The organism is Streptomyces sp. NPDC096152 (assembly GCF_044763235.1).
In the GTDB taxonomy this organism is placed as follows: Bacteria; Actinomycetota; Actinomycetes; order Streptomycetales; family Streptomycetaceae; genus Streptomyces.
Genome location: NZ_JBIWFW010000003.1, coordinates 695,539 through 719,628, shown reverse-complemented (window position 1 = coordinate 719,628; position 24,090 = coordinate 695,539). Strand labels below are relative to the sequence as shown.

At 71.9% G+C, this 24,090-nt stretch carries 25 protein-coding genes; 19 read left to right on the top strand and 6 right to left on the bottom strand.

Going from position 1 to position 24,090, the window contains the following annotated elements:
- Positions 1-119: 119 nt before the first annotated feature.
- The 4 genes from ACIQ9G_RS13445 to ACIQ9G_RS13430 all read left to right on the top strand — a co-directional run bounded on the left by ACIQ9G_RS13445 (position 120) and on the right by ACIQ9G_RS13430 (position 3,555).
- Positions 120-1,142, top strand: a complete 1,023-nt coding sequence (locus tag ACIQ9G_RS13445) for a DNA-directed RNA polymerase subunit alpha (protein WP_062640332.1) — start codon at positions 120-122, stop codon at positions 1,140-1,142.
- Between the two features lie 161 nt (positions 1,143-1,303).
- On the top strand, positions 1,304-1,795 hold the full coding sequence (gene rplQ / locus ACIQ9G_RS13440) for a 50S ribosomal protein L17 (protein WP_403608604.1): 492 nt from the start codon (positions 1,304-1,306) through the stop codon (positions 1,793-1,795).
- Between the two features lie 82 nt (positions 1,796-1,877).
- Positions 1,878-2,735 carry a tRNA pseudouridine(38-40) synthase TruA gene (gene truA, locus ACIQ9G_RS13435; protein WP_403608603.1) on the top strand — a complete coding sequence of 286 codons (858 nt, stop codon included), beginning with the start codon at positions 1,878-1,880 and terminating at the stop codon, positions 2,733-2,735.
- Positions 2,736-2,790: 55 nt separating this feature from the next.
- A complete protein-coding gene (locus ACIQ9G_RS13430; protein ID WP_403608602.1) occupies positions 2,791-3,555 on the top strand; it encodes a polyprenol monophosphomannose synthase in 765 nt (254 codons plus the stop codon).
- A 115-nt stretch (positions 3,556-3,670) separates the two neighbouring features.
- Here ACIQ9G_RS13430 and ACIQ9G_RS13425 read toward each other — a convergent pair whose 3' ends face one another.
- Entirely contained in the window at positions 3,671-4,546 is an 876-nt protein-coding gene (locus ACIQ9G_RS13425) for a hypothetical protein (RefSeq protein WP_403608601.1), read from the bottom strand.
- A 345-nt stretch (positions 4,547-4,891) separates the two neighbouring features.
- On the opposite strand from ACIQ9G_RS13425, the gene rplM reads away from it, so the two are divergent.
- The 3 genes from rplM (at position 4,892) to glmM (ending at position 7,495) form a co-directional block, all read left to right on the top strand.
- Positions 4,892-5,335 carry a 50S ribosomal protein L13 gene (rplM, locus tag ACIQ9G_RS13420; protein ID WP_276110719.1) on the top strand — a complete coding sequence of 148 codons (444 nt, stop codon included), beginning with the start codon at positions 4,892-4,894 and terminating at the stop codon, positions 5,333-5,335.
- 42 nt (positions 5,336-5,377) lie between these two features.
- Positions 5,378-5,890 (top strand): 30S ribosomal protein S9, encoded by a 513-nt coding sequence (rpsI, locus tag ACIQ9G_RS13415; protein WP_020276276.1) that lies wholly within the window; start codon positions 5,378-5,380, stop codon positions 5,888-5,890.
- 246 nt (positions 5,891-6,136) lie between these two features.
- A complete protein-coding gene (glmM, locus tag ACIQ9G_RS13410; protein WP_403608600.1) occupies positions 6,137-7,495 on the top strand; it encodes a phosphoglucosamine mutase in 1,359 nt (452 codons plus the stop codon).
- A gap of 139 nt (positions 7,496-7,634) precedes the next feature.
- On the opposite strand, the gene ACIQ9G_RS13405 is transcribed toward glmM, so the two are convergent.
- Positions 7,635-8,573, bottom strand: coding sequence for a DUF389 domain-containing protein (locus tag ACIQ9G_RS13405; RefSeq protein ID WP_403608599.1), 939 nt, complete (start codon positions 8,571-8,573; stop codon positions 7,635-7,637).
- A gap of 32 nt (positions 8,574-8,605) precedes the next feature.
- The gene (coaA, locus tag ACIQ9G_RS13400; RefSeq protein WP_403608830.1) at positions 8,606-9,574 is read right to left on the bottom strand and encodes a type I pantothenate kinase; all 969 of its coding nucleotides are present in this window, start codon (positions 9,572-9,574) and stop codon (positions 8,606-8,608) included.
- Positions 9,575-9,929: 355 nt separating this feature from the next.
- On the opposite strand from coaA, the gene ACIQ9G_RS13395 reads away from it, so the two are divergent.
- Positions 9,930-10,712, top strand: coding sequence for a hypothetical protein (locus tag ACIQ9G_RS13395; protein WP_403608598.1), 783 nt, complete (start codon positions 9,930-9,932; stop codon positions 10,710-10,712).
- 101 nt (positions 10,713-10,813) lie between these two features.
- Positions 10,814-12,661: a glutamine--fructose-6-phosphate transaminase (isomerizing) gene (glmS, locus tag ACIQ9G_RS13390; protein ID WP_392190738.1), complete on the top strand. Its 1,848-nt coding sequence runs from the start codon at positions 10,814-10,816 to the stop codon at positions 12,659-12,661.
- Positions 12,662-12,751: 90 nt separating this feature from the next.
- On the opposite strand, the gene ACIQ9G_RS13385 is transcribed toward glmS, so the two are convergent.
- Positions 12,752-13,996, bottom strand: a complete 1,245-nt coding sequence (locus tag ACIQ9G_RS13385; protein ID WP_403608597.1) for a hypothetical protein — start codon at positions 13,994-13,996, stop codon at positions 12,752-12,754.
- 636 nt (positions 13,997-14,632) lie between these two features.
- Between ACIQ9G_RS13385 and ACIQ9G_RS13380 the strand changes: the two genes are divergently transcribed.
- Both ACIQ9G_RS13380 and ACIQ9G_RS13375 read left to right on the top strand, forming a co-directional pair.
- Complete coding sequence (locus ACIQ9G_RS13380; RefSeq protein WP_403608596.1) at positions 14,633-15,301, top strand: TNT domain-containing protein; 669 nt, start codon at positions 14,633-14,635, stop codon at positions 15,299-15,301.
- A 59-nt stretch (positions 15,302-15,360) separates the two neighbouring features.
- Entirely contained in the window at positions 15,361-15,771 is a 411-nt protein-coding gene (locus ACIQ9G_RS13375) for a hypothetical protein (RefSeq protein WP_403608595.1), read from the top strand.
- Between the two features lie 204 nt (positions 15,772-15,975).
- Here ACIQ9G_RS13375 and ACIQ9G_RS13370 read toward each other — a convergent pair whose 3' ends face one another.
- Positions 15,976-16,149, bottom strand: a complete 174-nt coding sequence (locus ACIQ9G_RS13370) for a CsbD family protein (protein ID WP_403608594.1) — start codon at positions 16,147-16,149, stop codon at positions 15,976-15,978.
- A 209-nt stretch (positions 16,150-16,358) separates the two neighbouring features.
- Here ACIQ9G_RS13370 and ACIQ9G_RS13365 point away from each other — a divergent pair, with 209 nt between their 5' ends.
- From ACIQ9G_RS13365 to ACIQ9G_RS13335, 7 genes are all read left to right on the top strand, one after another.
- Positions 16,359-16,529 carry a hydrophobic protein gene (locus ACIQ9G_RS13365; protein ID WP_356193734.1) on the top strand — a complete coding sequence of 57 codons (171 nt, stop codon included), beginning with the start codon at positions 16,359-16,361 and terminating at the stop codon, positions 16,527-16,529.
- 277 nt (positions 16,530-16,806) lie between these two features.
- Entirely contained in the window at positions 16,807-17,178 is a 372-nt protein-coding gene (locus tag ACIQ9G_RS13360; protein ID WP_356193736.1) for a holo-ACP synthase, read from the top strand.
- Positions 17,179-17,430: 252 nt separating this feature from the next.
- Entirely contained in the window at positions 17,431-18,861 is a 1,431-nt protein-coding gene (locus tag ACIQ9G_RS13355; protein WP_403608593.1) for an NAD(P)H-hydrate dehydratase, read from the top strand.
- Positions 18,862-19,093: 232 nt separating this feature from the next.
- Positions 19,094-20,308: an alanine racemase gene (gene alr / locus ACIQ9G_RS13350; protein WP_403608592.1), complete on the top strand. Its 1,215-nt coding sequence runs from the start codon at positions 19,094-19,096 to the stop codon at positions 20,306-20,308.
- 180 nt (positions 20,309-20,488) lie between these two features.
- Positions 20,489-21,745 (top strand): alpha/beta fold hydrolase, encoded by a 1,257-nt coding sequence (locus ACIQ9G_RS13345; protein ID WP_403608591.1) that lies wholly within the window; start codon positions 20,489-20,491, stop codon positions 21,743-21,745.
- Positions 21,711-22,232: a tRNA (adenosine(37)-N6)-threonylcarbamoyltransferase complex ATPase subunit type 1 TsaE gene (tsaE, locus tag ACIQ9G_RS13340; RefSeq protein WP_403608590.1), complete on the top strand. Its 522-nt coding sequence runs from the start codon at positions 21,711-21,713 to the stop codon at positions 22,230-22,232. Before ACIQ9G_RS13345 ends, tsaE begins: the two co-directional genes overlap by 35 nt.
- A 312-nt stretch (positions 22,233-22,544) precedes the next feature.
- Positions 22,545-22,745 carry a hypothetical protein gene (locus tag ACIQ9G_RS13335; protein WP_403608589.1) on the top strand — a complete coding sequence of 67 codons (201 nt, stop codon included), beginning with the start codon at positions 22,545-22,547 and terminating at the stop codon, positions 22,743-22,745.
- A 2-nt stretch (positions 22,746-22,747) separates the two neighbouring features.
- Here the strand turns inward: ACIQ9G_RS13335 and ACIQ9G_RS13330 are convergent, their stop codons facing one another.
- On the bottom strand, positions 22,748-23,299 hold the full coding sequence (locus ACIQ9G_RS13330; RefSeq protein WP_403608588.1) for a hypothetical protein: 552 nt from the start codon (positions 23,297-23,299) through the stop codon (positions 22,748-22,750).
- 121 nt (positions 23,300-23,420) lie between these two features.
- On the opposite strand from ACIQ9G_RS13330, the gene tsaB reads away from it, so the two are divergent.
- Positions 23,421-24,074, top strand: coding sequence for a tRNA (adenosine(37)-N6)-threonylcarbamoyltransferase complex dimerization subunit type 1 TsaB (gene tsaB / locus ACIQ9G_RS13325; RefSeq protein ID WP_403608587.1), 654 nt, complete (start codon positions 23,421-23,423; stop codon positions 24,072-24,074).
- Positions 24,075-24,090 lie beyond the last annotated feature (16 nt).

The following is a 24,090-nucleotide window of genomic DNA, read 5'->3' as shown; positions in this document are numbered from 1 at the left end:
CGGTACGGCTCCTTCGGGCCGTGCCGCCCGTACCCTTGCAGTACCCGCACTTCTCACGGGTGCGGTTTCCGTCGGGCGTCAAATAGCGGGCGTCCACGAAAGAAGGATCTGATCCACACATGCTGATCGCTCAGCGTCCCTCGTTGACCGAAGAGGTCGTCGACGAGTTCCGCTCCCGGTTCGTGATCGAGCCGCTGGAGCCGGGCTTCGGCTACACCCTCGGCAACTCGCTCCGCCGCACCCTCCTGTCGTCGATCCCCGGTGCCGCTGTCACCAGCATCCGCATCGACGGCGTCCTGCACGAGTTCACCACCGTGCCGGGCGTCAAGGAGGACGTCACCGACCTGATCCTCAACATCAAGCAGCTGGTCGTCTCCTCGGAGCACGACGAGCCGGTCGTGATGTACCTGCGCAAGCAGGGTCCGGGTCTGGTCACCGCCGCCGACATCGCGCCCCCGGCCGGTGTCGAGGTGCACAACCCCGACCTCGTCCTCGCCACGCTCAACGGCAAGGGCAAGCTGGAGATGGAGCTGACGGTCGAGCGTGGCCGCGGTTACGTCTCCGCCGTGCAGAACAAGCAGGTGGGCCAGGAGATCGGCCGTGTCCCGGTCGACTCGATCTACTCGCCGGTGCTCAAGGTCACGTACAAGGTCGAGGCCACGCGTGTCGAGCAGCGCACCGACTTCGACAAGCTGATCGTCGACGTCGAGACCAAGCAGGCGATGCGTCCGCGTGACGCCATGGCCTCCGCCGGCAAGACCCTGGTCGAGCTGTTCGGTCTCGCCCGCGAGCTGAACATCGACGCCGAGGGCATCGACATGGGCCCGTCCCCGACGGACGCCGCCCTGGCCGCCGACCTGGCGCTGCCGATCGAGGAGCTGGAGCTCACCGTCCGCTCCTACAACTGCCTCAAGCGCGAGGGCATCCACTCCGTGGGTGAGCTCGTCGCCCGCTCCGAGGCCGACCTGCTGGACATCCGCAACTTCGGTGCGAAGTCCATCGACGAGGTCAAGGCGAAGCTGGCCGGCATGGGCCTGGCCCTCAAGGACAGCCCGCCCGGATTCGACCCGACCGCCGCCGCCGACGCCTTCGGCGCCGACGACGACGCGGACGCGGGCTTCGTGGAGACCGAGCAGTACTGAGAGCTCGGGCCCACTGGTCCGTTTTCGGCTGCCGGCCCGCCGTGGCTGGTCGCGCAGTTCCCCGCGCCCCTTCGGGCGCGGGGTCTCCGACAGGCGACCGCCTGCTCGGATACTGACCCCGGTACCTGATACGGCCGGGGCAGACACACAGGAGAAGAACCATGCCGAAGCCCACCAAGGGTGCCCGTCTGGGCGGCAGCGCCGCGCACGAGAAGCTGCTCCTCGCGAACCTCGCGAAGGCGCTGTTCGAGCACGGCCGTATCACCACCACCGAGGCGAAGGCCCGCCGCCTGCGCCCGTACGCCGAGCGTCTGGTCACCAAGGCGAAGAAGGGCGACCTTCACAACCGCCGTCAGGTGCTCCAGGTGATCACGGACAAGAGCATCGTCCACACGCTCTTCACCGAGATCGGCCCGCGCTACGAGAACCGTCCGGGTGGCTACACCCGCATCACCAAGATCGGTAACCGCCGTGGCGACAACGCGCCCATGGCCGTCATCGAGCTGGTCGAGGCGCTGACGGTGCAGCAGAAGGCCGTGGGCGAGGCCGAGGCCGCCACCAAGCGTGCGGTCAAGGAGTCCGAGGAGACCAAGGCCGAGGAGACCAAGGCCGAGGCCACCGAGGCTCCGGCCGAGGAGTCCAAGGACGCCTGAGGCTCTGCCTGACGTCGAGAGCGGGTCCGTCCCTCGGGGCGGGCCCGCTTTCGCGTATCCGAGTACCTGAGAGGATTCCCGTGTGAGTGACGAAGTACAGCCCGGTCACATCCGGATCCGTCTCGACCTCTCCTACGACGGCACCGACTTCCACGGCTGGGCCAAGCAGGCCGGCGGGAAGCGGACCGTGCAGGGCGAGATCGAGGACGCCCTCCGTACGGTGACGCGGTCGAAGGAGACGACCTACGAGCTGACCGTGGCCGGACGGACCGACGCCGGGGTGCACGCGCGCGGGCAGGTGGCCCACGTCGACCTGCCGGTGGAGCTGTGGGCCGAGCACCGGGAGAAGCTGCTCAAGCGGCTCGCCGGGCGGCTGCCCAAGGACGTGCGCGTCTGGTCCCTCACCGAGGCCCCGGCGGGCTTCAACGCCCGTTTCTCCGCCGTCTGGCGCCGGTACGCCTACCGCGTCACCGACAACCCGGGCGGTGTCGACCCGCTGCTGCGGGGCCACGTGCTGTGGCACGACTGGCCGCTCGACGTGGACGCCATGAACGAGGCCGCCCGGCGGCTGCTGGGCGAGCACGACTTCGCCGCCTACTGCAAGCGCCGCGAGGGCGCGACCACCATCCGGACCCTGCGGGAGCTGAGCCTGGTGCGCGGGGCGGACGGGGTCGTCACCGCCACCGTCCGCGCCGACGCCTTCTGCCACAACATGGTGCGGTCGCTGATCGGGGCCCTGCTGTTCGTCGGGGACGGGCACCGCCCGCCGGACTGGCCGGGCAAGGTGCTGGCCGCGGGTGTGCGGGACTCCGCCGTGCACGTCGTACGGCCGCACGGGCTGACGCTGGAGGAGGTCGGCTACCCGGCGGACGAGCTGCTGGCCGCGCGGAACAGGGAGGCGCGCAACCGGCGCTCCCTGCCCACGGCGGGCTGCTGCTGAGAAGTGCGGCGCCCGCCGGGCGGTCCGGCCGCGGCGGGCGGGGTAGAACAGCGGCATGACGGACCACGAGGCGTACGACGGCATACCCGTCACAGTGGTGATGCCGACGTACAACGAGGCGGGGAACCTGCCGCGGATGGCCGAGGCGGTGCTGGGGCTGCCGCTGGACGGGCTGCATCTGAAAATCGTCGACGACTCCAGCCCGGACGGCACCGGGCGGATCGCCGAGGAGCTCGCCGAGAAGTACAACGCCGACCGGCCCGCCGGGCGGCCCCGGATGAGCGTGCTGCACCGCACCGCCAAGGACGGGCTCGGGCGGGCCTACGTCGCGGGCATGGGCGCCGCCCTGGCGGAGGGCGCCGCGTACGTGGTGCAGATGGACGCCGACGGCAGCCACCCGGTGGAGGCGGTGCCGCGGATGCTGCGGACCGCGGTCGACTCCGGCGCGGGCCTGGTCGTGGGCAGCCGGTACGTCGAGGGCGGCTCCCTGGACGAGGAGTGGGGCGTGCACCGGGTGCTGCTGTCACGCTTCGCGAACCACTACGTACGGGCCGTGCTCGGCACCGAGATCAGGGACATCACGGCGGGCTTCAACCTGTGGTCGGCGCGGACCCTGCGCGATGTGGACCTCGCCACGCCGGCCAGCGCCGGGTACGGCTTCCAGGTCGAGCTCAAGTACGAGGCCGTCCGGGCGGGGCACCGGGCCGTCGAGATCCCGATCCGCTTCGAGGAGCGGACCGAGGGGGTCTCGAAGATGTCGCTGCGCACCCAGCTGGAGTCGGCGGTGCTGCCGATCCGGCTGCGTCTGAAGCACTGGTAGGGCGCCGGGTGCCGACCACCGGGCGCCGGGTACCGACCACCGGGCGCGGCGGCTGCGCGGGGGAGCGGGCCCGGCGGCCGCGGACGGGCGGTGCCGGCGCCGGGCCCCGTGTCGCCTACCGGGCGGCCGCCGCCGACGCCTGCGCCTCACCGCGCCGGCGGATCTGCCGGAAGGCGAACTCGGCGAGGTCGTCGCCGGTGCGGAACACCTGGGTGTCCTTGGCCGTGACGTCCTTGCCACTGGTGAAGCCGGTGAGGGTGAAGTAGGCGTAGCGGCCGTAGGAGTTGGTCGTGGAGCGGCAGACGGCGCCGGTGCAGAAGGCCTTGATCCCGCCGCCGGACAGCGGCTTCACGATGCTCTTCTTGTCGGCCTGGCCCTTGGCCTTGGTGGCCTGCGCCTCGGTGTCGAAGACGGCGACGCCGACGGTGACCGCGATGCCGTCCTTGACGTAGCTCACGCGCATCAGCCGGGTGCAGCCGTTGGCCGTCAGGATCTGCGGCAGCGTGCCCTGCGCGGCCGTGCCGCAACTCTTCGTGTCCGCCGTGGGGCCCTTCTTGTACACGGTCTCGCCCATGGTGAGCTGCGTGCCCGGGAAGAGGCCGGCGGGGCTGAGCGGCGCCGTGTCCTTCCGGGCGCTCGATATGAAGTCCTTGGGGTCCAGCGGCGGCGGGGCGCTGGTGGGCGCGAAGGACGGTGCCGTGGCCGAGTCGCTCGGCAGGGACGCGGTGGAGGGCAGGGAGCCGGGGCCCGACGCCTCGTCCTTGCCGTTCGCCGACACCACGGCCATGGCGACGGCCGCGCCGATCGCGACGGTCGCCAGCACGCCGCCGCCGATGAACAGCAGGCGGCGCCGCTTGTTCCGGGTCTCGGACGCCTCGGCGAGCGCGGCCCAGTCAGGCGTCTGGTCGCTCCCGCCGCTGCTCCACGGCTGCTGAGAATTCGGTTTCCAGGGATCCCACTGGGACTGCGAGCCCCCCTGCCCATAGCTCATGGGGCGCATCTTAGACGGGCGTTGGGGGGTGCCGGTCCGCCCGTGAAGGCGCTTCGGTGCAGGCCGGTACAAAGCGCCCCGCGTCTTCGTCCTACACTGGTGGGGAACAGGCGGGACCCGCTGCGACGCCCCCGTTTTGACCGCGCTGTGGCGCCGCGGGTATCCTGCATCTTCGTTGTGTATTGGCTTGGCTCTTCTCACGGACCCGGCCCTTACACCGGTCCACCGGGCCGATGACCAGCGACCTGCACGCGGTTTGCGTCACCGCAGTGCGGTCAGGGCTGTCGTGATCGTCTTCGGTGACCTTGTCAGGACCATTCACTGAAGAAGCGAAGGCTACGAACCGTGCGTACGTACAGCCCCAAGCCCGGCGATGTGACGCGCCAGTGGCACGTCATCGACGCCCAGGACGTTGTCCTGGGCCGTCTCGCCACCACTGCCGCCACCCTTCTGCGGGGCAAGCACAAGCCGATCTACGCGCCGCACGTCGACGCTGGTGACTTCGTCATCATCATCAACGCCGACAAGGTGCACCTCTCCGGCAACAAGCGGACCCAGAAGATGGCGTACCGCCACTCCGGCTACCCGGGTGGTCTGCGCTCCGTCCGTTACGACGAGCTGCTCGCCAAGAACCCCGAGAAGGCCGTCGAGAAGGCCGTCAAGGGCATGCTCCCCAAGAACACCCTGGGCCGTCAGATGCTTTCGAAGCTGAAGGTCTACTCGGGCGACCAGCACCCGCACGCTGCCCAGCAGCCGGTGCCGTTCGAGATCACCCAGGTCGCGCAGTAAGTCCGGCCACCCCCTAAGACTGAAGAGAATCTGAGGAGCATCGTGGCCGAGACCACTGCCGAGCAGCCGCTCGAAGAGCTTGACATCGACAGCTACACCACCGAGTCCGAGGTTCCCGTCGAGGGCGAGTACACCTCGGAGTCCATGGCCTCCCGCTTCGGCGAGCCGCAGCCGGCCGCCGGCCTGGGCCGTCGCAAGAACGCCATCGCCCGCGTCCGGATCGTCCCGGGCACCGGCAAGTGGAAGATCAACGGTCGCACCCTCGAGGACTACTTCCCGAACAAGGTGCACCAGCAGGAAGTCAACGAGCCCTTCAAGGTGCTCGAGCTCGAGGGCCGTTACGACGTCGTCGCCCGAATCGCCGGTGGCGGTGTCTCCGGTCAGGCCGGTGCGCTCCGTCTCGGTGTCGCCCGCGCGCTGAACGAGGCCGACGTGGACAACAACCGCGGCCCGCTGAAGAAGGCCGGCTTCCTCAAGCGCGACGACCGTGCGGTCGAGCGCAAGAAGGCCGGTCTCAAGAAGGCCCGCAAGGCCCCGCAGTACAGCAAGCGCTAATCACAGCTGCCTGCTCGTACCTCGAACGCCCCGGCGGCACGCCACTGTGCCGCCGGGGCGTTCGTTTATCACAGCCCTTGGGCGTATAACGGCACAGGGCGCTCGAAGGCTAGTGTGATCGGATGTTCAGGCATCGGAATGCCCGCGATGCGGGAGCCGCAGACGCGTCGAGAACATCGAACCCGGTGAACACGCGCTGAACCCATCGGCACGGCATTTCGAACGGACGCTTCCTCAGGAGGACAAGTGGGACGACTCTTCGGCACGGACGGCGTGCGCGGCGTCGCCAATGCGGACCTGACCGCCGAGATGGCGCTCGGCCTGTCCGTCGCGGCGGCGCACGTGCTGGCCGAGGCGGGCACCTTCGAGGGCCACAAGCCGAAGGCGGTGGTCGGTCGGGACCCGCGCGCGTCCGGGGAGTTCCTGGAGGCCGCCATGGTCGCGGGCCTGGCGAGCGCGGGTGTGGACGTGCTGCGCGTCGGTGTGCTGCCCACGCCCGCGGTGGCGTACCTCACCGGCGCGCTCGGCGCCGACCTCGGCGTGATGCTGTCGGCCAGCCACAACGCCATGCCCGACAACGGCATCAAGTTCTTCGCCCGCGGCGGCCACAAACTCGCCGACGAGCTGGAGAACCGCATCGAGGGCGTCTACGAGGAGCACCGCACCGGCGCTCCCTGGGACCGCCCGACCGGTGCGGGCGTCGGCCGGGTGCGTGACTACGACGAGGGCTTCGACCAGTACGTCGCCCACCTCCTCGGCGTGCTGCCGAACCGCCTGGACGGCCTGAAGATCGTTCTCGACGAGGCGCACGGGGCGGCCTCCCGGGTCTCGCCGGAGGCGTTCGCGCGCGCCGGGGCCGAGGTCGTCACCATCGGCGCCGAGCCGGACGGGCTCAACATCAACGACGGCTGCGGCTCGACCCACCTCGACAGGATCAAGGCCGTCGTCGTCGAGCACGGCGCCGACCTCGGCATCGCGCACGACGGCGACGCGGACCGCTGCCTGGCCGTGGACCACACCGGCGAGGAGGTCGACGGCGACCAGATCCTGGCGGTGCTCGCGCTGGCGATGCGGGAGCGTTCCGCGCTGCGCTCCGACACCGTCGTCGCGACCGTGATGTCGAACCTGGGCTTCAAGCTGGCCATGGAGCGCGAGGGCATCCACCTGGTGCAGACCGCGGTCGGCGACCGCTATGTGCTGGAGGAGATGAAGGAGAAGGACTTCGCCCTCGGCGGCGAGCAGTCCGGCCACGTCATCGTCCTCGACCACGCCACGACCGGCGACGGCACGCTGACCGGCCTGCTGCTGGCGGCCCGGGTCGCCGAGAGCGGCCGTACGCTGCGGGAGCTGGCGTCGGTGATGGAGCGGCTGCCGCAGGTGCTCATCAACGTGCCGGACGTGGACAAGTCGCGGGTGAAGACCTCCGCGGACCTCGCCGCCGCGGTCACCGAGGCGGAGCGGGAGCTGGGGGAGACCGGGCGGGTGCTGCTGCGGCCGTCCGGCACCGAGCCGCTGGTGCGGGTCATGGTGGAGGCGGCCGACATCGACCAGGCGCGGTCGGTGGCGGGGCGGCTGGCGGACGCGGTGAAGTCCACGCTGGGGTAGCGCTGCCGCTTCGAGTGCCGGGGTGCCGGGTTGCCGGGAGCCCGGGGCCGGGTAGGGGGCGGGGGTTTTCGCCGACGGCGGGCTGCGGGCGGTCCGTGGCCGGCCGCGCAGTTCCCCGCGCCCCTGGGGGGGAGTTGCTCTACTCGGCGTGGAGGCGGGCGCGCTGCCTGGCCCAGAACCACTTCTGGGCGAGCAGCGTGAGCGTGCCCGCCACCACGATGCCGAGCAGGTTCAGCAGAAGCTGCTGCGTCGAGCCCCAGGTCTGCACCGTGTCGCCGTAGCTCAGCGCGACGGCCGCGTTGGCGGCGGCCGGGACGGTGGTCACGGAGATGGCGACGCCGACCAGGGCGCCGGACTTGGCCGAGGTCAGGGAGAGCGTGCCGGCGGCTCCGGCGAGGACCGCCACCACGAAGGAGAACGCGTCGGGTGCGTACACGAAGTTGGTGTTGGGCCGCGTGCCCTCCAGCTTCGCCTTGCTGAACAGCCCGACCGCGTCCATGACGAGGCTGAAGCCCACCGTCACCGCCATCGCCAGCGCGAAGCCCGCCAGCAGCGCGATCAGCGACCGCAGCGCCAGCCGTGGTGCCCGCTGCACCAGCGCGGTGCTGACACCGGCCAGGGGACCGAACTCCGGGCCGACCGCCATCGCGCCCACGATCAGGATCGCGTTGTCGAGCAGCACACCGCAGGCCGCGATCATCGTGGCCAGCGTGAGGAAGGCGAGGTAGGTGACGGAGAGGGTCGACTCCTCGTGCGTCGCCTCGGTCAGGTGCTCCCACAACACCGCGTCCGCGCCCTCGCCCGGCGCCTCCTTCTCGGCCCGGTCGGCCCGCTCGGACAGCGACAGGTCGATGCTCTCGACGGCGATGGAACCGGTCTCGCCGAGGCCCAACTCCTGCAGACTGCTCAGCATTTCGTCCGCCGCCTCGCGGGCGACGTCGCACATCACCACGTCCCCTGCCGGGTTGCGGGCGGCGCCCGCGACCACGACCAGGTGGGCGGTGCCGACCGTCTTCTCGATCAGACGCAGCACGTCGTCGGTCCGGTCGGGCGGGGTGATCAGGCGCAGATGCAGCATGCCCCCTGTCTAACAGACCCGGCCCGCCCTCCCTACAGCTTGCGCAGGCTGAGCCGTTGCACCTTGTGGTCCGGCCCCTTGCGCAGCACGAGCGTGGCCCGGCCGCGGGTGGGGGCGATGTTCTCCACCAGGTTCGGCTTGTTGATCGTGCGCCACATGGTGCGGGCGTAGTCGAGGGCGTCCTCCTCGGACACCTGGGTGTACTTGCGGAAGTACGAGGAGGGGTCCTGGAAGGCGGTCCCGCGCAGCTTGCGGAACCGGTTGAGGTACCACTGCTCGATGTCCTCGGTGCGCGCGTCGACGTACACGCTGAAGTCGAAGTAGTCGGCGAGCCCGACCCGGGTGCGGCCGTCCTTGCCGGGCAGTGCGGGCTGGAGGACGTTCAGGCCCTCGACGATGAGGATGTCCGGACGGCGGACGACGAGCCGCTCCCCGGGCACGATGTCGTAGATCAGGTGCGAGTAGACGGGGGCGGTGACCTCCCCCTTCCCCGCCTTGATGTCGGCGACGAACCGGGTCAGCGCCCTGCGGTCGTACGACTCCGGGAAGCCCTTGCGCGACATCAGGCCCCGGCGCTCCAGGTCCTGCGTGGGCAGCAGGAAACCGTCGGTCGTGACCAGCTCGACGCGCGGGTGCTCGGGCCAGCGGGACAGCAGGGCCTGGAGCAGGCGGGCGACGGTGGATTTTCCGACGGCGACCGAGCCGGCGACCCCTATGACGAAGGGGGTGCCGGACTGGGAGCCCTGCTCGCCGAGGAAGGTGTTCAGCGCGCTGCGCAGGCCGTCCGTGGCACCGACGTACAGATTGAGCAGCCGGGACAGCGGGAGGTAGATGTCCCGCACCTCGTCGAGGTCGATGACGTCGCCGAGGCCGCGCAGCCGCTCCACCTCCTCGGCGGACAGCGGCAACGGCGTCTTGTCGCGCAGCGCGCTCCACTCGGCACGAGTGAGGTCGACGTAGGGAGTCGCCTCCGGCCGCTGCCGGTGGGCGCTCCGGGGCATCGAGGGGACCGGAGAGATCACAGTCCATTGTTAACGGAGTTTGAACGGGGGTGCGGGGTGGGGTGCGTCACGTGCCGCGCCGGGACCGCGGTCGTGCCCGGAAGGCGAGGCCCGACACCGGCTCCCCACCGCCGTCCTGCGCTTCCTGCGTGTTTCACATGCACGGAAACGCGGGTGGTGTCGTATGAAAATGGCCGATTGTCGCCGGCGGTCGTAGATCACGCGGATGTCACGGTCGGGTACCGGGTGATCGTTCGATGATCAACTGCGTGGCCGCTGTGCTTAAAGTGCGGGCAAAGCAATGGGAAAGCGTGGCTTTTGGGGCCGCGCCCACGCGAAGAGAAAGAGCTGCTCCTTGAGATCCACCGCCGTTCGCCGCACCGCCCTCGCCGCCTCCGCCGCTGCCCTCGCCCTGTTCGCCACCGCCTGCGGCGGCTCCTCCGACGGCGGGGAGGAGAAGGGCGGCGACTCGACGGCGCGGGCCGAGCGGACCGCCGCCGCGGCGAAGCCGCTGACCGCCGCCGAACTGGAGAAGGCCGCCCTCACCCAGGCCGACGTCAAGAGCGGCAAGGTCACCACCAAGGTGCCGGCGCGGGACGACATCGCGCGGGACAAGGTGAAGACGGACGACGCGGACTGCGCGCCGCTCGCGTACCTCCAGGTCGGCTCCTACGTCGGCACGCCCGCGGCCACGGTGAAGCGCTCCTGGATGGGCGACGCGAAGAAGCCCGCGGCGGGCGCGAGCGCCGAGGACACGATGATGGCCGCGCTCGACCGCGCCAAGGTCGTGGACACCCTCGCCTCCTACGCGGACGGCGGCGCCGAGCAGGCCATGAAGGACCTGAAGGCGGCCGCCCGCAAGTGCGCCGGCGGCTTCTCGTACACCGTCGGCGGCACGACGAACAAGATCGTCGACGTCACCCCGACCCAGGCGCCCGGCGGCGCGGACGAGGCGTTCGCCGTGACGATGACCATCGACGCCGAGGAGGGCGTGAAGGCGCCGGTCAAGGCCGTCGTCGTCCGCAAGGGCGCCACCCTCGCCCACCTCCCGGCCGTCAACCTCGCCTCCGCCGCCACGGGCAAGGACTTCGACTTCCCGGCCGAGCTCGTCCAGGCGCAGCTGGCCAAGCTGGGCTGACCGCGGATGCCCGCCGGGGTGGTTCGTACCCCGGCGGGAATTTCCGATTTCGGGCACCGAGTGCGGTGATCGGAAGCGGGCCGGCCCGTAGGCTGCGGCCCATGTGCGGAATCGTGGGATACGTGGGGTCGCAGTCGGCGCTCGAGGTCGTGATGGCCGGGCTGAAGCGACTGGAGTACCGGGGCTATGACTCGGCGGGTGTCGCCGTGCTCGCGGACGGCGGACTGGCGGCGGCCAAGAAGGCCGGGAAACTGGTCAACCTGGAGAAGGAACTCGTCGACCGGCCGCTGCCGAGCGGCACGACGGGCATCGGGCACACCCGGTGGGCCACGCACGGCGGCCCCACGGATGCCAACGCGCATCCGCACCTGGACAACGCCGGGCGGGTCGCCGTCGTCCACAACGGCATCATCGAGAACTTCGCGGCGCTGCGCGCCGAGTTGGCGGAGCGCGGCCACGAGCTGACGTCCGAGACGGACACGGAGGTCGTCGCGCACCTGCTCGCCGAGGAGTTCTCCTCCTGCGCGGACCTCGCGGAGTCGATGCGGCTGGTGTGCCGGCGCCTGGAGGGCGCCTTCACACTGGTCGCCGTGCACGCGGACGAGCCGGACGTGGTCGTCGGCGCCCGCCGCAACTCGCCGCTGGTGGTGGGTGTCGGCGAGGGCGAGTCCTTCCTCGCCTCCGACGTCGCCGCGTTCATCGCCCACACCCGCTCGGCGATCGAGCTGGGCCAGGACCAGGTGGTCGAGCTGCGCCGCGACGGCGTGACGGTCACCGGCTTCGACGGGAGCCCCGCCGAGGTGCGCTCCTACAACGTCGACTGGGACGCGGCCGCCGCCGAGAAGGGCGGCTACGACTACTTCATGCTCAAGGAGATCGCCGAGCAGCCCAAGGCGGTCGCCGACACCCTGCTGGGCCGTATCGACGCCTCCGGCAGCCTGACGCTCGACGAGGTCCGCATCTCCGCCTCCGAACTGCGCGAGATGGACAAGGTCGTCATCATCGCCTGCGGTACGGCCTTCCACGCCGGGATGATCGCCAAGTACGCCATCGAGCACTGGACCCGCATCCCCTGCGAGGTCGAGCTGGCCAGCGAGTTCCGCTACCGGGACCCGATCCTCGACCAGCAGACCCTGGTCATCGCCATCTCCCAGTCCGGCGAGACCATGGACACCCTGATGGCGCTGCGGCACGCCCGCGAGCAGGGCGCCAAGGTGCTGGCCATCTGCAACACCAACGGCTCCACCATCCCGCGCGAGTCGGACGCGGTGCTCTACACCCACGCCGGGCCCGAGGTCGCGGTCGCCTCCACCAAGGCGTTCCTGACCCAGCTCGTGGCCTGTTACCTGGTCGCCCTGTACCTCGGCCAGGTCCGAGGCACCAAGTGGGGCGACGAGATCCAGGACGTCGTCCGGGACCTCTCCCAGATCTCCGGCGAGGTCGAGCAGGTCCTCGAGACCATGGAGCCGGTACGGGCCCTGGCACGCTCCCTCGCCGACAAGAACACGGTGCTGTTCCTCGGCCGGCACGTGGGATACCCGGTCGCCCTCGAAGGCGCCCTGAAGCTCAAGGAGTTGGCGTACATGCACGCCGAGGGCTTCGCCGCGGGCGAGCTGAAGCACGGGCCGATCGCCCTGATCGAGCAGGACCTCCCGGTCGTCGTGGTCGTCCCGTCCCCGCGAGGCCGCTCCCTGCTGCACGACAAGATCGTCTCCAACATCCAGGAGATCCGGGCGCGGGGTGCCCGCACCATCGTGATCGCGGAGGAGGGGGACGAGGCGGTCGTCCCGTACGCCGATCACCTCATCCGCATCCCGGTCACCCCGACCCTGCTCCAGCCCCTGGTCGCCACGGTGCCGCTCCAGGTCTTCGCCTGCGAACTGGCCACCGCCCGCGGCAACGAGGTGGACCAGCCGCGCAACCTGGCGAAGTCGGTGACGGTGGAGTAGTTCCCACCTCGTGCGTCCGGTGCGCCGCCGGGAGTCCGTACGTCTCGCTGACGGGACGTCCGGGGAGGAAGCTCCCGGCGGCGGCCGGGGTCAGGGACAGGCCGGTCGGTTCACACCGTAGAGGAACCGGCTGTGGGTGCCCCGGTGCTCGGTGAGGGTCCACAGCTGATTGGCCGAGCGCAGCCAGTAGAGGTCCTGCAGACCTCGACCGCCGAGCTGCGACCTCGGCGTCCTGTTGCCCGTCGTGTTGGCCCACACGAGGTCGCGGTTGCCGCCCCCGCCGCCCGTGTCGAAGTAGTAGCAGCCGCGGGAGAAGGCGCCCTGGACGTAGCGGACGGGCTGGTGCCACGCGATGTACGGATGGATGGTGCCCTGGAAGCGGGTCATCGCGGAGTCCGTCCAGCGCGCCACCCGGCCGACGCTGTCCCTGCGGAATTCGCTGGTCAGGAAGGCCACGCCCCCGGAGGGGGGACGCTCCAGCGACATGGAGTCGTAGCGGGTGCCGGATGCCGTGTTGCTCCAGCGCCCGATCTCGGGCAGCAGGTAGTGGTATCCGCGCCCGCAGTACCTGCCGTTCTGAAGCCCGGTCGCGCAGCCGGGGCTGGTGTTCCCCTTCGGGTTGTTCGCGAGCTGCAGCAGGTTGTTGGTGTCGAAGACGTGCACCCCGCCCTCGTTGGCGGCGACGAAGGTGTAGTGCTGGTACCAGACGATGCCGCCCGCGTGGACGGTCACATCGCTGTAGTCGTTCCCCGCACTGTTCGGCACCACGAGCAGCACGTGGATGTACCTGTTGCTGGTGCGGTCCAGGAAGCTCAGCCGGGTGCCCGTATCCGTGGGAGCCGGCCTCTCACCGCCCGCGTGCCAGGAGAAGACGATGGCCCTGTGCCCGTCCACCGTGCCGGCCCCCGGCTGAGCGTCCTCGGTGCCGCTGACGCCCTGAGGGGTCCAGTCGTTGGTGTTGGCGTCGTCGCTTCGCAGACAGTAGTAGGCGACCGCGCGCGCTCCGTTCAGCGCGCTGTTGTTCGCACGGGCCTGAGCCCTGCAGTCCGCGTTGTTCTGCGTGTGTGCCTGGCGGTTGGCCGCGTTCAGCATCGACCCCACCGGGACCCGGCCGCCGTTCGGGTTCACCGCCGTCCTCAGTTGGAGAGCCTGGGTGATCCGGTCGTGGTCCCACCGGAGAGCGAAGGCGTTCGGGTCGGCGGCGGTCATCGGTACGGGGGGCGGGTCGGGTACGGCGGCCGGGGTCGCGCGTGTGGGTGCGGCCGCGGCGAGCAGGCCGAGTACCGCGAGGCAGAACGCTGCGCCGGGCAGACGCCGACGCCTGGGAATTCTCATGACCTCTCCGAGGGCAGGGTGGTGGGGAGCACCAGGGCGTCCGCCGCCCATGACCGACGACGGCGCAACGGCAGGAACGTGATTCCACCCCACCGCGGGAGAGGCGCGTGGATCATCGGGAAATCACTCCGACTGCCCGGCGGTTGGCCCTCTCGGGTGCCCTCGACCGCACTGCGCCACCGCCTTTTTGACAGGCCGTCGAGGTGTCGCGGGGCAAGGCGTGGGACGCGGCGCACGGCCGCCGGAGCCGCCCTTGGCGTATCGCCCCTGGTCCCGACGAGTTCATTCGGCCGCAGGCTCGGCGCGTCCGCTCGCAGTCGTCGAACCCTGTGGCTTTAGTGATCTCATCGTTCCATCCCCTTCCCCCTCACTTCCGGAATTGTCGGACATTCAGATCCGAACGATCGTTCTATTGGAGGTTCGTTGAGATCGTCAACAAGGTGCGCCGGCTTCGCGGCCGCGGTCGGCCTGGCCGGTTCTCTGGTCATGGGCGCTTCCGTCTCCTCGGCGGCGCCCGCGTCCGAGGACGGCAGTCGGACGGGGTCCGTCGGCCAGGTCCGGTCGGGCACGTCGCCGCGGGCGGGAGCAGCGCTCGGAGTACCGGGGGACGGGCATGGCGACCCCGACAATCCGCGTGTGTGCAGGGGCCTGGTGCCCTATCCCATTCTTCCGGCCTACCGCGCGTTCTACTTCTGCGGTGACTGGCGGCTCGGCCCCAGGCACTTGCCGACCCGCGGCCTGGTGGGAGAGATTCTCGAGGGATACGACCGGCTCGGGGGCCTCACCGCCGTGCAGTTCCTGAACACCTGGTGGGACCCCAACAGGGACGCGGGCCAGGGCGACTGGAAATACCCGGAACCCGACGGCTTCGCGCTCGACGACCAGCAGCAGCCGATCGCGGCGCCACTGGAGCTCCACGCGGGGCAGCTGATCGACAGGTTCGGCGCGGAGACCGGCAAGTTCCTCTCTCCCGCGGGCGCGAAGTACGGGACGCGGGCGATCCCGCCCTCCAACCTCAACACCCACGATCCGCGTTACCCCAACGACTACCACCTGTACAGGGTCGCGAAGGACGTCACCGTGTGCGCGGGTCCGGCCGCTCCGGCGTTCGAGCAGCCGGGTGGGGGCATTCAGTACGTCACCTCCAGCAGCGTCTGCCCGAGCATCCCCTTCGCCACCGTGGGGACACTCGTGGGCAACGGCACTCTCGTGCGGGTGCAGGTCCCGTACCCGGACGGCAAGTACCCGGACAGCAAGGTGATGAAGCAGAAGTCGCCGGCCGGGGTGAAGGCCGCGTCCCGGTGACGGTGCGGGGCCGGGCCCGGTGCCGGGCCCGGCCCCGTTTCTGCTGAAAGACTGGCTTCATGGACCGCTTCCAGCTCTGCCAGGCCCTCCGGGCGGCCGGGGTCCCGGACGCGTACTACGAGATCCCCGGCTGCACACCCGGCCCGCGCCCGGTCGCAGATCGCTACTTCCTCGAAGAGTGCGGCGGCCGGTGGGTCGTGGGGATCCACGAACGTGGCAGCCGCGAGGTCCTGGAGCGGTTCCCGGACGAGGACCGGGCGTGCCGGTGGCTCCACGACCGCCTGACCGACGAGGGGCCGCCGCCCGTCCCGGCCACGCCCGAGGAAATCGACGCGCTGCTGCACGACAGCGACGGCATCCAGCGGCGCGCCCGCGAGGAGTTCGAGCGCGCCCTCGCCGAGTCCCGCCGCCGCACTCACGAGGGGCCTGCCGTCGACGACGGTCGTACGGAGCCGCCGCCGAGGCCGTGAGCCGGTGTCTACCGCGTGGGGCCGGCAGCCGCTGGCCGGGGAGGACGACCGGGGAAAGATCGTGTGGTGCGAACTCGCGGCCGCTTGGCGGGCGCGCAAGACCGAGACCTGGCGTCCTCGGGGCAAAACAAATGTGGGCACCCCCAATTCGCCTGGGGTGCCCACATCTGGCATTCGCCCGAACGGGTCAGGCTTCTGATCCGCTCAGTGGCGGAAGACGTCCTTCGTCTTCTCCTTGGCCTCGCGGGCGTCGCCGCGTGACTGCTCCATCCGGCCCTCGGCCTCCATGCGTTCGTTGCCGATAGCGCGGCCGACCGTCTCCTTGGCCTTGCCCTTGGTCTGCTCGGTCTTGGCCTGTGCCTTCTGGTTCTCAGCCATGGAGTCCACATCCCAATCGTCATAGCGTTCGGTGATGATCGAATAACCGTCGCGGTCGCCTATAAACATCATCAAAAATTCGCGGCCTTACGACTCTGCGGTCTCAGGCGAACCTCCCCGTATTCCCCCGGTCTTCAGGAAAAAACAGCAAGTTCGGGAGGCGTGCTCGCCTGGTCGGCGGGAACACGGTCGATCGGAGGTTGATAGATATGGTTCCCTTGCTTCTCGTTCTTCTGCTGGCTCTGATCCTCTTCGGTGCGGGCTTCGCACTGAAGGCACTGTGGTGGATCGCCGTGATCGTGCTCGTCGTATGGCTGCTGGGCTTCGTGGTGCGCCCGGCGGGCAGCGGTGGCCGACGCGGCCGCTGGTATCGCTGGTAACGCGTTTCACGCCGAGAGGGGCTCCGACCGCGGTCGGGGCCCCTTTTCGTGTGCCCACTGTGCAGTGGTGCCCCACGCCTCTCGTGGGGCACTCCTGCGCACTGCGCGCAGAAAGTGTGAAAACGGGCGTAACTCTCAGGTCGTGGGGCACGCGTAGCACGTCGGGCGCCGGTGCGCCAAGGGAACCAGCGCCTCCATTCCGGCGCCCGGCGTCCCAACGGCCACCAGGCGGTTCACCCTCGGCCGGGGGCGGCAGGAGCCGCGTAGGGTGCTCGGCATGAGCATCATCGGGGTCGGTATCGACGTGGCCGAGATCGACCGGTTCGCGGCGTCCCTGGAGAGGACGCCCACGCTGGCGCAACGGCTCTTCCTGGACAGCGAGTTGCTGCTGCCGAGCGGTGAGCGCCGGGGCATGGCCTCGCTCGCCGTCCGGTTCGCCGCCAAGGAGGCGCTCGCCAAGGCCCTCGGCGCCCCGGCCGGGCTGCACTGGACGGACGCGGAGGTCTTCGTCGAGGACTCCGGGCAGCCCCGGCTGCGGGTGAAGGGGACCGTGGCGGCGCGGGCGGCCGAACTCGGGGTCCGCTCCTGGCACGTGTCGCTGAGCCACGACGCGGGGGTGGCGTCGGCGGTGGTGATCGCGGAGGGGTGACCGCCGGGGGCGGTCGCGCGGACGGCGGTCGGGGGGTGGCGGTCGCGGGGACGGCGGGCGGCCACGGGGCCGTCGGGCGAGTCGCTGGGCGAGGAACCGGGCGGTGATTCCGCGGTCGTCACGGAGGGCGCTCCAGGGCGCCGCCCCTGCGCGTGCAGGACCCACCCCTGCGCGTGCGGGACCCACCCATGCGCGTGCGGGACCCACCCGTGCGCGTGCAGGACCCGCCCCATCCGGGGCAGACTCGACCGCATGCGTACTGCCTACAGCGTGGACACGGTCAGGACAGCCGAACGTGAGCTGATGGCGCGGCTCCCCGAGGGCGCGCTGATGCAGCGCGCCGCCGCCGGACTCGCCGCCGCCTGCGCGGACTTGCTGGGGCGGGTCTACGGCCGCCGGGTGGTGCTCCTCGTCGGCAGCGGCGACAACGGCGGTGACGCCCTGTACGCCGGTGCCCGGCTGGCCCGCCGCGGCGCCGGAGTCACGGCGGTGCTGCTCGCCCCCGACCACACGCACCCCGGCGGTCTCGCGGCCCTGGGGCGCGCGGGCGGCAGCGTCGCCCGCCCCGGCACGGCGGAGGAGCTGATCGACCGGGCCGACCTGGTGGTCGACGGCATCGTCGGCATCGGCGGCAAGGGCGGGCTGCGCCCGGACGCGGCGCCGCTGGCCGAACGGGCGGCCGGGTCCCGCGCGGCCGTCGTCGCCGTCGACCTGCCGAGCGGGGTGGAGGCCGACACGGGCGAGGTGCGCGGCGCCGCCGTCCGCGCGGACCTCACCGTCACCTTCGGCACGCACAAGCCGGGGCTGCTCGTCGACCCGGCACGCGAGCACGCCGGCACCGTACGCCTCGTCGACATCGGCCTCGACCTGCCCGCCGTGCCCGAACTCGAGGCACTCCAGCACGCCGACGTGGCCGCGCTGCTGCCGCGGCCCGCCGCCGAGAGCGACAAGTACCGGCGGGGCGTGGTCGGCATCGCCGCCGGCTCGGCGCGCTATCCCGGCGCGGCCGTGCTCGCCGTGTCGGGGGCGCTGCGGGGCGGAGCCGGTGCCGTGCGCTACGTCGGTCCCGCCGGGCACGCGGTGATCGCCCGCTTCCCGGAGACGCTCGTCTCCGACCAGGGGCCGCACAAGGCGGGCCGGGTGCAGGCGTGGGTCGTGGGTCCCGGCGCCGGGGACGACGCGGCCACCGTCGCCGAGGTGCTGGAGACGGACGTACCGGTGCTGATCGACGCGGACGGGCTGCGGCTGGCCCACCGGGACGCCGTACGCGCCCGTACCGCGCCCACCCTGATGACCCCGCACGCCGGAGAGGCCGCCGCCCTGCTCGGTGTGCCCCGCGAGGAGGTGGAGGGAGCCCGGCTGTCCTCCGCTCGCGAACTCGCCGCCCGCTACGGCGCCACCGTCCTGCTCAAGGGCTCCACCACCCTGGTCGCCGCGCCGGACGGCGGCCCGGCACGCGTCAACCCGACGGGCACGCCCTGGCTGGCCACGGCCGGCAGCGGCGACGTCCTGTCCGGCCTCGCCGGGTCCCTGCTGGCGGCGGGCCTGTCCCCGCTGGACGCGGGCAGCGCGGCCGCCTACCTGCACGGCCTGGCCGGCCGCTTCGCGGCGGCGGGCGCCCCGGCCGGCGCGCACGACGTGGCCGAGACGATCCCGGAGGCCTGGCGGGACGTCCACGACTGACACCCGCCCGCGCGGCGGGACGGCCGACGACGGGACCGGCCCCGCCCGGGGTGTCCGGCGCGTCCGGCTCGCGCGGCCGCGTCGGGGCCGTAGGACGCGGAGTGCGCGGTCGGCGGCCGGGGCGCGCCCGGGCCGCGTCGGTGTCACGGGAGCGGGACCGGGGTGTGCCGCGCGGTGTTCAGGGCCCGGGTGCCGAGGGGGCGTTCCGGTGCTCTGAGACACTGGGGGCGCGATGACTGAGACAGCACACCCGCGGACGGCACCGCTGCGCGCCCGCGCCGAGATCGATCTGGCCGCCCTGCGGGCCAACGTGCGGGCCCTGCGCGCCCAGGCGCCCGGCGCGGCACTGATGGCCGTGGTCAAGTCCGACGCGTACGGCCACGGCGCCGTCCCGTGCGCCCGCGCCGCGCTCGCCGCCGGGGCGACCTGGCTCGGCACCGCCACGCCCGAGGAGGCCCTCGCCCTGCGCGCCGCCGGACTGGTGCCACCGGTGCGGATCATGTGCTGGCTGTGGACTCCGGGCGGCCCCTGGCGGGAGGCCGTCGAGGCCGATCTGGACGTGTCGGTGAGCGGGCTGTGGGCGCTGGCCGAGGTCCGTACGGCCGCCCGCGCCGCGGGCCGTCCCGCGCGTGTGCAGCTCAAGGCCGACACCGGCCTCGGCCGCAACGGCTGCCAGCCCGCCGACTGGCCCGAACTCGTCGCCGAGGCCCTGCGCGCCGAGGCCGAGGGACTCGTCCGCGTCACCGGGCTGTGGTCCCACTTCGCCTGCGCCGACGAGCCCGGCCACCCGTCCATCGCCGCCCAGCTCACCCGCTTCCGGGAGATGGTGGCCCACGCCGAGGGGCAGGGCGTCCGCCCCGAGGTGCGGCACATCGCCAACTCGCCCGCCACGCTCACCCTCCCCGAGACCCACTTCGACCTCGTCCGCACCGGGATCGCCCTCTACGGCATCTCGCCCAGCCCCGAGCTGGGCGCCCCGGCCGACTTCGGGCTGCGCCCGGTGATGACCCTGGCCGCCTCGCTGGCCCTGGTGAAGCACGTGCCGGGCGGCCACGGCGTCAGCTACGGGTACCACTACGTCACCCCGGGCGAGACCACCCTCGGCCTGGTGCCCGTCGGCTACGCGGACGGCATTCCGCGCCACGCCTCCGGGGCCGGCCCCGTGCTGGTCGGCGGCAAGTGGCGCACCGTCGCGGGCCGGATCGCCATGGACCAGTTCGTCGTCGACCTCGGCGGGGACGAGCCCGAGGCCGGCGCCGAGGCGCTGCTCTTCGGCCCCGGCGACCGCGGCGAACCCACCGCCGAGGACTGGGCGCAGGCCGCGGGCACCATCGCCTACGAGGTCGTCACCCGGATCGGAACCCGCGTTCCGCGCGTCTATGTGAACGAGGAAGACGAAGGACGCGGTGACGAAGGCCACGCACGGGACGGCGGCCGGGACGGGTAGCAGGACGGGTGACCCGCACAGGGCCCCGGCCCGCGCCGCCACCGGCCCCATCGGGCCGGGCACAGGCACGGCACCGACACCGGCAGCACCAGGACCACCAGAACCACCAGGACCAATGGAGCCGGCACGGCCGGCCACACCCCACCAGGCGAACATCAGTTTGGCGAAGAGGAGCGGTACGTGAGCGAGAGCAGCGCGAGGTCCGTCGCGCAGGCCGCGTCGGCGGTCGCCGCCTCCGCCGCGGGGGCCTCCGGCGGCTGGCGCAGGGCGACGGGCGTCGCGGGCGCCGCGATAGGCGTGGTCGCCGCGGGCGCGGCCGCCGGTGTCGCCATCGAGCGGATGACCGTAGGACGCGGGATACGGCGCAAGGCGCGGCTGGCCCTGGACTCGGCGGGCCCCTACGGGACGCTGCGCGGCACCCCCGGCAAGGCGTACGCCGACGACGGCACCGAACTCCACTACGAGGTCGACGAACTCGACCCGGATATCGCGGCGAGCCTGGCCCCGCGCCGCCGCCGGCTCTTCGGCCGCAAGGCCCCCGCCCCCGTCACCGTGGTCTTCAGTCACGGCTACTGCCTCAGCCAGGACTCCTGGCACTTCCAGCGCGCCGCGCTGCGTGGCGTGGTGCGCACCGTGTACTGGGACCAGCGCAGCCACGGCCGGTCCACCCGGGGTGTGGCCCAGACGCGCGACGACGTGCCGGTCAGCATCGACCAGCTCGGCCTGGACCTCAAGGCCGTCATCGACGCGGCCGCGCCGGAGGGCCCCATCGTGCTGGTGGGGCATTCCATGGGCGGCATGACGGTGATGGCGCTGGCCTCCGAGTGCCCCGAGCTGATCCGCGACCGCGTCGTCGCCACCGCCTTCGTCGGTACGTCCTCCGGGCGGCTCGGCGAGGTCAACTTCGGGCTGCCGGTCGCCGGCGTCAACGCGGTGCGCCGGGTGCTGCCGGGGGTGCTGAAGGCGCTCGGGCAGCAGGCCGATCTCGTGGAGAAGGGACGGCGGGCCACCGCCGACCTGTTCGCCGGCATCATCAAGCGCTACTCGTTCGGGTCACGCGACGTCGACCCGGCGATCGCCCGGTTCGCCGAGCGGATGATCGAGGGCACCCCGATCGACGTGGTCGCCGAGTTCTATCCGGCCTTCACCGACCACGACAAGACCGACGCGCTGACCCACTTCCAGAACATGCCGGTGCTCATACTGGCCGGGGTGAAGGACCTGGTCACGCCGAGCGAGCACAGCGAGGCCATCGCCGACATGCTGCCGGAGGCGGAGCTGGTGCTGGTCCCGGACGCCGGGCACCTGGTCATGCTGGAGCACCCGGAGGTCGTCACCGACCGGCTCGCCGACCTGCTGACCCGCGTGGGAGCCGTCCCGGCAGGAGCTACCGTGGGTGGCTATGGAAGCACCAGCAGCACCGCACAGCCCGGCTGACCCCGTGTCCGTCGAGATCACCGTCACCTCCCCGGAACAGATGCGGGAACTGGGCCGCCGCGTCGCCAAGCTGCTGCGCGCGGGCGACCTCGTGATGCTCAGCGGGGAGCTCGGCGCGGGCAAGACGACGCTGACCCGCGGGCTCGGCGAGGGCCTCGGCGTGCGTGGCGCCGTCACCTCCCCGACCTTCGTGATCGCCCGTGTGCACCCCTCCCTCGGCGACGGTCCGCCGCTCGTCCACGTCGACGCCTACCGCCTGTCCGGCGGCCTGGACGAGATGGAGGACCTCGACCTCGACGTCTCGCTGCCCGACTCCGTGGTCGTGGTGGAGTGGGGCGAGGGCAAGGTCGAGGAGCTGACCGACGAGCGGCTGCAGATCCTCGTCCACCGAGCCGTCGGCGACACGACCGACGAGGTGCGGCACGTGACGGTGACCGGGCTCGGGCAGCGATGGTCGCCGGTGGACCTGAGCGTCCTGACGGCCTGAGCGTCCTGACGGCCTGAGCGTCCGAACGGCCTGAGCGTCCGAACGGGCTGAGCGGCTGGACGGCCTGAGCGTCCCGACAGCCTGGGCGGCCACGCGCCGCCGGCACCGCCCGCGCCCCCGGCACCACCCGCCGGCCCCGGGCTCCACCCGCCGCCCCCGTACACCGCCCGAGCACGCGGACTCTGCGGAGGTGAACATTCCGACAGGGCGTCGGCATGTTCTTGCGTCCGGTGTCCTCGCCGTGGTCACATGGGAGGCAGATCGTGGTTAGGCATACCTGACTATCGTCGCCCCCGACCCGCAGGAGGCGCCATGTCGGCCACCGCAAGCACGCCCCAGCCGCGGCCGTACCGGGTCGGCGGTGTCCGCGTGAGCGACCTGCTGGCCTCCTGCGCCGCGGCCGACGTGATCTCACGGCCGCCCCGCGACCCGGAGCCGGCGCCGGAGCGCGCCCAGGACGTCCACGGCACCCGCGACGCCCGTACGGCTGAAGAACGCGGCGAAGCGGCGTAGCCCTATCGGATGACGACGACCTGCTGCCCGATCGTCGCGAACATCCACATCGTCTCGCCGTCCTCGCGGGACTCGCGGATGCCCCCGGTCCGCACGGCCGGGTCCGGTGTCGGGACCGCCCCGTCCACCGCCGCGCTGAAGCCGATGACGACCCCGCCCACGCCTGTGAAGCGCACGACGTGCTCGACCAGGGTGCCGTCGGTCCCGGTGACCTGTTTCGACCGGGAGGTGACGGCGTAGGTGCCGGGGGCCGGGTCGACGCTGCCGGGGATGACCCGGAAGGTGTTCTCCACCCGGTCGCCCGCGCTGACCAGCCACACCCGGTCGTCGTCCACGGAGTACACGACCCGCTCACCGGTGCCGGAGCCCGAGGGCAGGGCGGTGGGGTTGCTGGTGTCACGGGGTGCCTTGGTGGCGGAGGGCTTCGCGCTCGCGCCGGGCCGGCTGCCCAGCTTCGGGGGCACGCTCGCCTGCGCCCGGTAGGCGAGGAAACCGACCGCGGCGAGGGACGCGGCGGTGAGCGCGGCCACGAAAGCCGAGCTGCCCCTTGACACCCTCGACCACCTCCGTGTCGGGTCCGCACGTCGTGCCGGCCGCCTCGCCGTGACGGTAGCAGCCGAGCACCGTCCGCCCGGGGCGTCCGTGCCCGTGCCGCGGGAGCCGTAGGCTGTTTGCGTGCTCTTGCTCGCTCTGGATACCGCCACCCCCGCCGTCACCGTCGCCCTGCACGACGGATCGGCCGTCGTCGCCTCGTCGAGCCAGGTGGACGCCCGCCGGCACGGAGAGCTGCTGCTGCCGGCCGTCGACCGGGTGCTCGCCGAGGCGGGGCTGAAGCTGGACGCCGTCACGGACATCGTCGTCGGCGTCGGCCCCGGCCCGTACACGGGCCTGCGCGTCGGGCTGATGACCGCCGAGACCTTCGGGCTCGCGCTCGGCGTCCCCGTGCACGGCGTGTGCACGCTCGACGCCCTCGCCTACGCGGCCGACGTCCCCGGACCCTTCGTCGTGGCGACCGACGCCCGCCGCAAGGAGGTGTACTGGGCGCGGTACGCCGACTCCCGCACCCGTGTCACCGACCCGGCCGTCGACCGGCCCGCCGACATCGCCGACGAGGTCAGGGGCCTGCCCGCGGTCGGCGCGGGCGCGCTGCTGTACCCCGGCACCTTCCCGAAGACCCACGAGCCCGAACACGTGTCGGCCGCCGCCCTCGCCCGCCTGGCCGCCGAGAGGCTGGTCGCCGGCGAGGAGCTGCCCGCGCCCCGGCCTCTGTACCTGAGGCGGCCGGACGCCCAGGTTCCCAAGAACTACAAGGTGGTCACCCCCAAGTGACGGGACAGACGACGAC